We start from the raw sequence: 10,560 nt of genomic DNA on the forward strand, positions 1-10,560 counted from the left end.
GCGCACAGGCCAAGTCATTTCACATTGGCCGAAATACTCTCGGGGGTGAGGCCGCAGGCGGAGGGGGGCAGACAGCCCCCACGATTTTTCTCAAAAATCGCCTAGCTGTTCAGCAAAGCCAAAGCCTCGGCGTGAATCTCGGCATTGGCCGCAGCCAACACCCGCCCGCCATTCAGACAGGGCCGCCCCGACCAATCGGTGACGATGCCGCCCGCCGCCTCGATCACCGCAATCGGCGCTTGCACGTCATAGGCTTGCAAGCCCGCCTCGATCACCAGATCAATCTGCCCCGCCGCGATCAGCCCGTAAGCGTAACAATCCATGCCATAGCGCACCAGTTTCGCCTTTGGTGCCACCCGCCGGAATGCAGCACCTTCCTCTGCCGTGCCAACCTCGGGGAATGTCGAGAACAAAATTGCTTCCGACAACGGCCGCGCCGCCCGCGTGCGCAAAACCCTGCGCCCCATCGGCCCGTTGACTTCGGCCCGCCCCAATCCACCCTCAAACCGTTCCTGAATATAAGGCTGATCAATCACCCCATAAATCACGCCCTGCGCATCCCGGACCGAGATCAGAACCCCCCAAGTCGGCGTCCCCGACAAATAGCCGCGTGTGCCATCAATCGGGTCCAGCACCCAAGTCAGCCCCGAGGTTCCTGCAACCGGCGCAAATTCCTCGCCCAAAATCCCATCATGCGGCCTGCGCCGCGCCAAGATCGCCCGCATCCGCTCTTCAGACAGCCGATCCGCCACCGTCACCGGATCAAACCGCAGGCTTTCCTTGTTATCCGCCGTCAGTCCATCACTGCGAAAATGCTGCAACGTCGCCAAGCGCGCCGCATCCGCCAGCTCTGCCGCGGTGCTGATGATATCCTGCGCGCCAATTTCTGAAAATTTGCTCATCTTCGCCCCATCCATCGGGGCAAAAAAATGCCCGCCGCCCGAAATGCTCTGCCTTTGGCTAAGCACTCGGGGGCGGGTGGTCAAGCTTTGTTGCTTGCGCAATTGGGGGCAATTCACGCAAGCTCTACACAGCTTTTACTCTTTACAGACACACTCGTTACACAACTTCACTGGTTACGCAGCTTCACTCAGCACACGCGCCAAATCGAACAACCTGCGACGCTGCGCTTCCGGGATCGCATAATACGACCGCACCAGCTCCAACGCCTCTTTATCCGCCATCATATCCTGCCCGGCCTGCGCCGCTTGCGCACCTTCGGACAATCCCTCGAAGAAGAAGGCAATCGTCACCCCAAGCGCATCGGCAATATCCCACAGCCGCGATGCCGAAACCCGGTTCATCCCGGTTTCGTACTTTTGAATTTGCTGGAACTTGATACCGACTTTATCCGCAAGCTGTTGTTGCGTCATGCCGATCATCCACCGACGATGGCGGATACGCTTGCCGACATGGGCGTCAACGGGGTGCTTCATAACAGTCTCCACTTTCAATGCTACCTAACACCTACCTATAAGCAATTTTCATGCCAAAACTTTGCCCCTGCAGTTTTCCCGCAGATTCCTGCAGAGCGGCCAAAAAACCTGTCTTTTTGGATATGTCCAATTATACAGCTGAACAAGAAACAGCCGCCGGATGCAGGGCATATCCCCCTGCGGTCCCGAAAACCGCGAAACTACCGCATGGGTTGTTTCTTGTTTTGCATTGCAAAATGCAATAATTTTTCAGAAATCCTCGCAGTTTGCGAAAATTGAATCCCCTGCCGGGGCCTATCCTCATAATACTTGGCAAAATCACCCCACACAGGAAAATTTCTTGGCCTTTCAGGTCTTCTCTGGCACCACGTTTCGGCAACCGGAGACTGAAAATGCAAGCTTGGCAGATCAAACAACTGAACCAGCCCGCAGAAATCGCCACACTGCCGCAACCCAGCCCCGAAACCGGACAAGTGCGGGTGAAAGTGGCGGCGGTGGGACTCAACTTCGCGGATCTGCTGATGGGGCAAGGCCGCTATCAGGAACGCCCCGCCGTGCCATTTGTGCCGGGGATGGAGTTTGCAGGCACCATCGACGCCATCGGCGCTGATACTGCCGCGATGCCGCATTTGCAGCCCGGCACCCGCGTTGCAGGCTTTGCCAGCCACGGTGCTTTGGCAGAGTATCTGCTTGCCCCGGCCAGTCAGCTGATCGGATTGCCCGCCACGATGAGCCTGCAGCAAGCTGCCGCGTTTCAGATTGCTTATGGCACCTCGCATCTCGCCCTCGCCCACCGCGCCCGGTTGCAGGCGGGCGAAACACTGCTGGTGTTTGGTGCAGCAGGTGGCGTTGGTCTGACTGCGGTGGAGATCGGCAAACGCATGGGCGCGCGGGTGATCGCTTGCGCCCGCGGCGCGGCCAAGCTTAAGATCGCCCGCGCCGCCGGGGCCGATATCCTGATCGACAGCGACACAACCGATCTGAAAGCCGCCCTGAAAGCCGCCTCGCAACCTTGGGGCGGCGTCGATGTGGTCTATGACCCGGTCGGCGGCGCTGCCTTTACTGCAGCGGTGTCGGCCTGTCGCCCCGAAGGCCGCCTGCTGACGATTGGGTTTGCCAGCGGCGCCTTGCCCGATATCGCGGCCAATCACCTGTTGGTGAAAAACCTGTCCGTCATCGGTCTGTATTGGGGCGGCTATCTGACCTTCGCCCCGCAGGTGCTGACCGACAGCCTGCGCACGCTGCTCCAATGGTTCGCAGAGGGCGGGTTGCGCCCCCACATCAGTCACACCCTGCCCTTTGCCGATTACCCGAAAGGACTGGAGCTGCTGAAAACCCGGCAAGCCACGGGCAAAGTCGTCATCACCCTTTAGGGCCGCGCGCCCCCACAAAAGCTGCGTGATCCAATTGCGCGGCTGCGCCGCATGGTTTCTTCAGCGCTGCCGCGCGTGCCTCGATACAGGCGCTGCTTCTTCTACAGCGAGGCGCTCGCGATAAAGCGCGCATTTTGAGTATTTAGGAAAGAGCAACTTTGAAGGCTTTACGCTTTCCTAAATACTCCCCCCAGAAGGCTCTGTCGTCACGCCACCGAGCGGATCGCGCGAGAGAGATAAACTTGCCGGATCATCGCCGCCAAGGCCGAGACGGCTTCGGAATGGACCGGGTCTGCGACATACATATTCACCTTGATCACTGCCAGTTCGGGCAAAGTGCCGCCATGCGCGATGCGTTCAACGAAAGGTGGCTCTGATCCCGCCAGCACAGCATGGATGGCCAGATCGGCTGAGACGCTGGCCTCGACCCCGCGGGTGTCATCGCTTTCGACGGCCATTTCCCAAGCCAGCCCCTTGGCATCCAGCGCCGCCTGTACGCCTTGGCGGAAGATGCAGTTATGCGCGAAGGCCAGTCGCAACGGCCGCCCCTTCCAAGCCGCACCATCGGGCGCACCGACCCAGACCAAGGGCAACTCTGCCAAGGTTTGCCCGCCCGGATCGACCTTGGCCTCTGTGGTCAGAATCACATCACATTCGCCGCGCGCAAATTGCGCTTTCAGAACGCGGGTGAAGGACGAGGTCAGTGAGACCTTCATCTTGGGGTAATCCTTGGCAAAGCGCCGCAGCACCTGCGGGATTGCCGGATAGACAATATCATGCGGCACCCCCAGCACGATTTCGCCTTCATGCTGCGCTTGGGTCAGCCGCCCGAACACCTCATCGTTCAGCGCCAGCATGCGGCGGGCATAGCCCAACAATTGCTCGCCCGAGGCGGTCAGCCCGACCTGCCGGGCCGAGCGGTCCAGCAGCTGGGTGCCCAGCATGTCTTCCAGCCGCTTGATTTGCATCGACACCGCCGATTGCGTCAGGTTCAGGAACCCAGCCGCGCGGGTGACACCGCCGGCATCGGCAATCGCCACAAAAGAGCGCAGCGAGGTCATATCGAGATTTCTAGACATATCACAGATCCTGATGCGAGAAGTCAAAACCATTCATTTTCATAATGTCGCCGATTCGGGCATAAGGATCAAGTGCTGTGATGAAACAAACGACTCACATCACCGATGCCGATGAACCCTGAAAGGATACGACCATGTTCGCCTCGCTCCACACCTCCACGATGGCTGTTGCCAAAGTGCAGTCGCGCGGCACTGTTGCTGATTTCGCCAAGCGTCTGCGCCTGGCTGCGACCGCCCGCCGCCAACGCGTGCAGCTGGCGCGTCTTGATGCCACCCTGCTGGCTGATATCGGCGTGACTGCGGCTCAGGCCGAAGCTGAAGCCGCACGGCCCTCGTGGGATGTGCCGCGCACCTGGTTGCGCTGAGCCAAGCGCATTGAATGAGACGCCCAACCGGGCGTTTCGGCTTGGTTCCCCAGATATTTACAGATCAAGGAATTCCGATAGCGGAAATCCTTGAAATCACGGCCAACAGTCCCGATATTGACAGCATTAGGCAGCGCGGACATCCGCGCACCGCCTTCAGTCCATAATTCGGAGGCTTCCATGGCTGACTATCAGACGATCCGCCCCTCGGGCCAGACCGCCGGCGTTGGTGCGCGGAGCGCCGACATCGACGCAGGGCTTCGTGCCCATATGAACAAAGTCTACGGGCTGATGTCCGTGGCCATGCTGATCACATTTGCTGCCGCTTGGGCGGTTGGCACCAGTGAAAGCATGATCAACGCGATTTTCGGCACGCCCTTGAAATGGGTGGTGATGTTCGCACCGCTGGTGATGGTGTTCGCGTTCAGCGCGATGGTGCCGCGCTTGTCTTATGCCGCTGCGCAACTGTTCTTCTACGTCTTCGCCGCCGTCATGGGCGTGTCGATCTCGTTCATCTTCGCGGCCTACACCGGCACTTCGGTGGCACAGACCTTCCTGATCACCTCGATCGCGTTCGCGGGCCTGTCGCTGTATGGCTACACAACCAAAAAAGATCTGTCGGCGACGGGCTCGTTCCTGCTGATGGGCCTTATCGGTCTGATCGTGGCGTCGATTGTGAACATCTTCCTTGCTTCGTCGGCGCTGGCGTTTGCGATCTCGGCCATCGGCGTGTTGATCTTCGCAGGCCTGACCGCCTATGACACCCAGTCGATCAAGAACACCTACCTGCAGCATGCGCAGATGGGCGACAGCGAGTGGCTGGGCAAATCGGCGATCATGGGCGCGTTGAACCTGTATCTCGACTTCATCAACATGTTCATGTTCTTGCTGCAGTTCCTCGGCGACCGCCGCTAAGCAGCCAGAACGCTTGAATAAACAAAGGGCCGGGTTCATCCCCGGCCCTTTTGCTTTGCAGCCAACCGCTAAAATTTATCTCAAATTTTGCGTTGCTCTTTTGAAAATACTCGCAGGGGGAGGCGCTCTTCGCGCCGGGGGGCGGCAGCCCCCTTTTGCCGCAAGGAACTGCCAGAACAATCGGCCCAATTCATAACGAAAAACCGCGCCCAAGGGCGCGGCAATTCCGCACAAACAACGCTAAGATCTTACTTGATCTTGCCTTCTTTGTATTCAACATGCTGACGCTTTACGGGGTCATACTTGTTGACCGTCATTTTCTCGGTCATGGTCCGGGCATTTTTCTTGGTCACATAAAAGTGCCCGGTGCCAGCCGTCGAGTTCAGACGGATCTTGATCGTCGCCGGTTTGGCCATAGTCGTCTCTCCTGCATCGGGGCAACACCATTGCCCCGCGAAATCCTTGAAGCCTGCCTTTTACGGATGGGGGCGGCAGAGTCAACAGCCAAACGCCAAGTTCCGCGATCTAGGACTGATCTAATTGCGCGCGTGCCGCGCAAGGCCTTTAAGCGCTTACGCGCCGTGGGTGCTTGGGGGTGGCTGTAGCTGTCGACTGTCTGCCGCAGCTTGCGCCACAGGCGATAGAATTTGAGTATTTCTAAAAGAGCAAATGCAGCAGTCGGTGCCCGGGCGGGTCGGTCGCGAAGTTGACGTGCCTGAGGGTGCGCGCGGATGGCCTGTAAGCCGGATTTTGTCCAAGGGCTTGCGCCCTCTGGATGACCATTCCTCTGCCACCCGTGTTACCACGGGCAGTCAAGCTGCCAACCCGGACCTCTGGGCTGAAAGTTCCCTGTGGTGGTCTCCGCTATCGTCGCGGGCTTGCGCCCTTGTCAGTCGCGGACCTTACCACGCGAGGCCCCTATTCGGCATTGCTCCGGGTGGGGCTTGCCATACCGTTTCTGTTACCAGACCCGTGGTGGGCTCTTACCCCACCGTTTCACCATCACCGTGGATGCGTTCCGCTTGCGCCGAACACCACGGCAGTCTTTTCTCTGTGGCGCTTTCCCTGGGGTTACCCCCGCCGGGCGTTACCCGGCACCCTTCCTTCATGGAGTCCGGACTTTCCTCGGGGATTGCACCCCGCGGTCATCCAGCCATCCGCGCGAGGGCGGCAATAGGCGCAACCGCGCAGCAGTTCAAGCGATTTCGGCGGGCGGTGCAAAGCGCATGGCCAGATCGCAGGCGAGGCCCGCATCGGTGGCATCCAGCGGTCCTGTCGTCCATGGCCGGAACCGCAGCCGGAAGGCGGTCAACAGATCGGCCGCTGGCGCCGCGGGGTAGCCAAAGCGGCGCAAGGCGGGCAGAAAGGCCTGGGGGTCAGCCGTGGCAGCCTGTGGCCAGATTGACAGCCCCTGTAGTGCCAAGCGTTGCCAATCAAACCGTGCGCCGGGGTCGCCTTTGCGGCTGGGGGCCATATCGGAATGGGCGATTACCCGATGCGCAGGGATAGTCCAGCGCGCCATGATCCCGGCCAGCAGGGTTTCCAGCGTCGCCATCTGCGGTTCGGCAAAGGGTTGGCGGCCGTTGTTGGCAAGCTCTATGCCGATGGAATGGCTGTTGATATCGGAAAGCCCTGCCCAAGCGCCCGCACCTGCGTGCCAAGCTCGCGCGGCCTCATCCACCAAAGCCTCGGACTTGCCCGCTTCAGAAATCAGCCAATGAGATGAGACCTCAAACGCCGGATCGCACAGCCGCGCGCGCGCCTCGGCGCAGGACGCCATCGCGGTGTAATGAATCACGATGATGCTCGGCAAAACGCCGCCCCGCCGCGCGCCGAAATTGGGCGAGGGCCAAGGCGGCGAGGCGGTGTTCAAGCTCAATTCTGAACGGCAGCCCGGAACGGCGTCGGATCCCAAGCGCAGGCATAGCCGTCGCCATCTGGATCGAGGCCCTTGCGGTCGCGATCCGGCCCGCCTGCCGACAAGAACGCCTCCTGCGCGAGGTCTGGCGAGGCGAATTTGCCACAAGCCGCGTTATAGCTGTTCAGCCGCAAGCCACTGCGTTTGTACATCTGCGTGCCCTTGGGATGGTTCGCCGAAATCGCATATTGCACGATATTCGGGCCGTCACTGCCCGCGCGCTGCGGCAATGCCGTCGGCTGGTCCACCTGATATTGCGCGCGGTTGCGCTCAATCCGGGCCTTGTCGCTTTCGATGGTTTCGCGCGCGCTGACCGCCTGAAAATCCTGCTCGTCCGACACGCCCGCATTGGCAGCTGAACCCGGAACATTCGCCATTTCCGAGGTGGTTTCCGCGATCCCAGCCGGCGCATTGCCGCGTGGACGCTCTGCCCCACCGATCACCGCACCCTGCTGCACCTGCCCGTAAGGCTGCGCATAGGGCGAGCTTTGCGCCTGCGTGCTCAGCGGCACGTTGGTCGGTGTCAGCGCAGTATCGGTGTTCTTGCCGTCGGCCTTGTCGATGGCAGCCAACGCGCCGCCGGTGGTAAATCCGCCCACAGGTGCCGCCACCGGAGCAGGCGCGTTGTAGCTATCATAATCCTGAAAGCCCACGCCCGCGCCCGAATCGGGCACAGCGGTTCCACAAGCGGTCAGCCCAAAAGCTGCCAAAATCATCACTGCGCTACGCATCGTCTCTGCCTCGGCGGTTTGTTATCGTCTTGCGCCTTACCACCATTTATCCGGCTTGGCCACAAAGCCCGCAGCGCGTTCAAGAACATAAGCGTGATTGAGCAATCCTGCCTCATCCCAAGGCCGCCCCAACAATTGCAGCCCCATCGGCAGGCCCTTGCTGTCCAGCCCCATCGGCACCGCCACCCCCGGCAAGCCTGCCAGGTTCGCGGTCACGGTGAACACGTCGTTCAGATACACCTCAACCGGAGAGGCCTTGTCCATCTCACCCAAACCAAAGGCCGAAGTCGGGGTGATCGGGGCCAGAATCGCGTCAATTCCGGCGGCGAACGCCTGCTCAAAGTCACGCTTGATCAGGGCGCGCACCTTACGCGCGCGGTTGTAATAGGCATCATAGAAGCCTGCCGACAGCACATAAGTTCCGACCATGATCCGCCGCTGCGTCTCTGGGCCAAAGCCCTCGGCGCGGGTTTTCTCATACATATCGGTGATGCCGTCGCCCGCCGCCAAAGCAGCACGATGCCCGTAACGCACGCCATCATAGCGCGCGAGGTTCGACGACGCCTCGGCAGGCGCAATCACATAATACGCAGGCAGAGCGTATTTGGCATGGGGCAGCGAGATATCGACAATCTCGGCCCCGGCATCGCGCAGCATCTCGCGGCCCTGCGCCCACAAAGCATCAATCTCGGCCGGGATACCTTCAATGCGATACTCCGCCGGAATCCCGATCTTCTTGCCGCGGATATCGCCGGTCAAAGCTGCCTCAAAATCCGGCACTGCAAGATCGGCAGAGGTGCTGTCCTTGGCATCATGCCCGGCCATCGCCCCCAGCATGATCGCAAGATCGCGCACCGATTTGCCCATCGGACCCGCCTGATCCAGACTGGACGCATAGGCCACAATGCCCCAGCGGCTGACGCGGCCATAGGTCGGCTTGATCCCCACAGTGCCAGTAAACGCCGCAGGCTGGCGGATCGAGCCACCGGTATCCGTGCCGGTCGCGCCCAGACACAAATCTGCCGCCACCGCCGCCGCCGAGCCACCCGAAGACCCACCCGGCGTGCGCAGCACATCATCGACCTTCCACGGGTTCACCGCAGGGCCATAGCAACTGCTTTCCGTGGCCGAGCCCATGGCGAATTCGTCCATGTTCAACTTGCCGAGCATAACCGCCCCCGCACCGAACAGCTTCGCGGTCACCGTCGATTCGTACTCTGGCACAAAGCCCTTCAGGATGTTCGACGCCGCTTGGCTTGGCACGCCCTTGGTGCAGAACACATCCTTGATCCCCAAGGGAATCCCGCACAGATCCGGCGCATTACCGCTTGCGATCCGCGCATCCGCCGCCCGCGCCTGATCCAACGCCAACTCGGGCGTTTTATGCACAAAGGCGTTCAACGCGTCACTGGCGTCAATAGCGGTCAGGCAGGACATCGTCAGATCAACCGCCGAGATTTCACCCTTGCGCAACGCATCCCGCGCGGCGGCAATCGTCCAAGTGTTCGCCGATCCCGTCATGCCCATGCTCATTCCACCACCTTCGGCACTGCAAAAAACCCTTCCCGCGCATCCGGCGCATTGGCGAGGACCGCCGACTGCTGGTTGCCATCCGTCACCACATCCGCCCTGCGCGCCAACCGCATCGGAGTGACCGAAACCATCGGCTCGATCCCCGTCACATCGACCTCATTCAGCTGCTCCATAAACCCAAGGATGCCCGAAAGCTGCTCTGCCAGCTTCGGCAAAGCCGCTTCCTCCACCCGGATACGCGCCAGCTTGGCCACCTTGCGCGCGGTGTCGATGTCGATGGACATGGGGTCTCTCCGCAAATTGATTGCGCGACGTTTACCCGCCCAGCCACGGTGCCGCAAGTAGGGTGGGACACCCGCCACACACCCGCCGCCCAAGACGCGTGGGCCTTCACAAGTCGCAGCCGGAATTCGCACGAATTCCGTGTACGATTTCCGCGCGGAAATCGCCCTCGCAGCAATCAATGCGCCCGACATCCTATTCGCGCTCGGGACATCACACCTATAGAATCACAGATTTCGCCGCGAGATCGCCGCCACGCCACAGATACAAAGCCGCCAGCGCTTGCTCGCCTGTCCGCATCGCATGCGGCATCCAGCTTGGATGATGGATCGCCTGCCCCACCGGCACGTCGGCAAACGCCGCCTCACCCTTTTGCCACGCAGCCGCCCCGGCAATCGGCAGATAGACCTCCTCAGCCGCATGCGCATGTGCGGGATAGGTGATACCGGGTGCCAGCAGCAACACGCCGCAGGCAATCTGCGCGCTCGGCACCGGGCCGCGCAAGCCGATGAATTCGCTCCAGCCATAGCCGCGCAGAAACGCGGCGCCAAAATCGCCCGCGCCATAGGTTTGCCGCCACGACAGCCCAGCTGCCACCCTTTGCAACGCTGCCAACACCGCCGCCGTGGCAGGCGTTGACTGCAATCCCGCTATCCAGTCGCAAACTGGTAGTGCCACAGCCTCTGATTTGTGATGGCCCTCGGCCTCGGGCCAATCCTCCAAAAAGATCGCGGCCTCGGGTATTGCGGAAAATGCCCGTCTGACCTTGCCAAGCAATTCATCCATGTCCATCCCCCTGCAATCCGATGCTTCTACATGGCAGCCAAAGGACGCAAGCGAAAGCGCGACCAACGCCACAGATCAAGCCCTTCCCCTGAATAGCCCCTAGATTTGTAGACGCCTTGCTTGGTAATTTTGGAAGCAAGGA

12 protein-coding genes and 1 other RNA gene are annotated in these 10,560 nt (G+C 60.7%); 3 read left to right on the forward strand and 10 right to left on the reverse strand.

The genetic code is table 11. From position 1 onward, the window contains the following. Positions 1 to 101: 101 nt before the first annotated feature. Complete coding sequence (locus QQJ98_RS03460) at positions 102 to 902, reverse strand: inositol monophosphatase family protein (RefSeq protein WP_284323932.1); 801 nt, start codon at positions 900 to 902, stop codon at positions 102 to 104. A 174-nt stretch (positions 903 to 1,076) separates the two neighbouring features. Then, entirely contained in the window at positions 1,077 to 1,436 is a 360-nt protein-coding gene (locus QQJ98_RS03465) for a helix-turn-helix domain-containing protein (RefSeq protein ID WP_284323933.1), read from the reverse strand. Between the two features lie 392 nt (positions 1,437 to 1,828). Between QQJ98_RS03465 and QQJ98_RS03470 the strand changes: the two genes are divergently transcribed. Next, complete coding sequence (locus QQJ98_RS03470) at positions 1,829 to 2,809, forward strand: NADPH:quinone oxidoreductase family protein (RefSeq protein WP_284323934.1); 981 nt, start codon at positions 1,829 to 1,831, stop codon at positions 2,807 to 2,809. Between the two features lie 206 nt (positions 2,810 to 3,015). On the opposite strand, the gene QQJ98_RS03475 is transcribed toward QQJ98_RS03470, so the two are convergent. Then, a complete protein-coding gene (locus tag QQJ98_RS03475) occupies positions 3,016 to 3,888 on the reverse strand; it encodes a LysR family transcriptional regulator (RefSeq protein ID WP_284323935.1) in 873 nt (290 codons plus the stop codon). 134 nt (positions 3,889 to 4,022) lie between these two features. Between QQJ98_RS03475 and QQJ98_RS03480 the strand changes: the two genes are divergently transcribed. Together QQJ98_RS03480 and QQJ98_RS03485 are read left to right on the forward strand one after the other, a co-directional pair. Further along, positions 4,023 to 4,253, forward strand: a complete 231-nt coding sequence (locus QQJ98_RS03480; protein ID WP_284323936.1) for a YjiS-like domain-containing protein — start codon at positions 4,023 to 4,025, stop codon at positions 4,251 to 4,253. A gap of 180 nt (positions 4,254 to 4,433) precedes the next feature. Then, positions 4,434 to 5,168 carry a Bax inhibitor-1/YccA family protein gene (locus QQJ98_RS03485; RefSeq protein ID WP_284323937.1) on the forward strand — a complete coding sequence of 245 codons (735 nt, stop codon included), beginning with the start codon at positions 4,434 to 4,436 and terminating at the stop codon, positions 5,166 to 5,168. 248 nt (positions 5,169 to 5,416) lie between these two features. On the opposite strand, the gene rpmG is transcribed toward QQJ98_RS03485, so the two are convergent. From rpmG to QQJ98_RS03520, 7 genes are all read right to left on the reverse strand, one after another. After that, positions 5,417 to 5,584, reverse strand: coding sequence for a 50S ribosomal protein L33 (gene rpmG, locus QQJ98_RS03490; protein WP_054005708.1), 168 nt, complete (start codon positions 5,582 to 5,584; stop codon positions 5,417 to 5,419). Positions 5,585 to 5,891: 307 nt separating this feature from the next. Next, an RNA gene (gene rnpB, locus QQJ98_RS03495) (RNase P RNA component class A) lies at positions 5,892 to 6,329 on the reverse strand. A gap of 34 nt (positions 6,330 to 6,363) precedes the next feature. Further along, positions 6,364 to 7,041, reverse strand: coding sequence for an N-acetylmuramoyl-L-alanine amidase (locus QQJ98_RS03500; RefSeq protein WP_488798472.1), 678 nt, complete (start codon positions 7,039 to 7,041; stop codon positions 6,364 to 6,366). Between the two features lie 2 nt (positions 7,042 to 7,043). Then, the gene (locus tag QQJ98_RS03505) at positions 7,044 to 7,817 is read right to left on the reverse strand and encodes a hypothetical protein (RefSeq protein WP_284323938.1); all 774 of its coding nucleotides are present in this window, start codon (positions 7,815 to 7,817) and stop codon (positions 7,044 to 7,046) included. A 36-nt stretch (positions 7,818 to 7,853) separates the two neighbouring features. Next, positions 7,854 to 9,344, reverse strand: a complete 1,491-nt coding sequence (gatA, locus tag QQJ98_RS03510; RefSeq protein ID WP_431307789.1) for an Asp-tRNA(Asn)/Glu-tRNA(Gln) amidotransferase subunit GatA — start codon at positions 9,342 to 9,344, stop codon at positions 7,854 to 7,856. A gap of 2 nt (positions 9,345 to 9,346) precedes the next feature. Continuing rightward, positions 9,347 to 9,634 (reverse strand): Asp-tRNA(Asn)/Glu-tRNA(Gln) amidotransferase subunit GatC, encoded by a 288-nt coding sequence (gene gatC, locus QQJ98_RS03515; RefSeq protein ID WP_284323939.1) that lies wholly within the window; start codon positions 9,632 to 9,634, stop codon positions 9,347 to 9,349. A gap of 217 nt (positions 9,635 to 9,851) precedes the next feature. Beyond that, a complete protein-coding gene (locus tag QQJ98_RS03520) occupies positions 9,852 to 10,418 on the reverse strand; it encodes a dimethylsulfonioproprionate lyase family protein (RefSeq protein WP_284323940.1) in 567 nt (188 codons plus the stop codon). Positions 10,419 to 10,560: the final 142 nt, after the last annotated feature.

Origin of the sequence: Cypionkella aquatica (genome assembly GCF_030161095.1) — a bacterium.
GTDB lineage: Bacteria > Pseudomonadota > Alphaproteobacteria > Rhodobacterales > Rhodobacteraceae > Cypionkella > Cypionkella aquatica.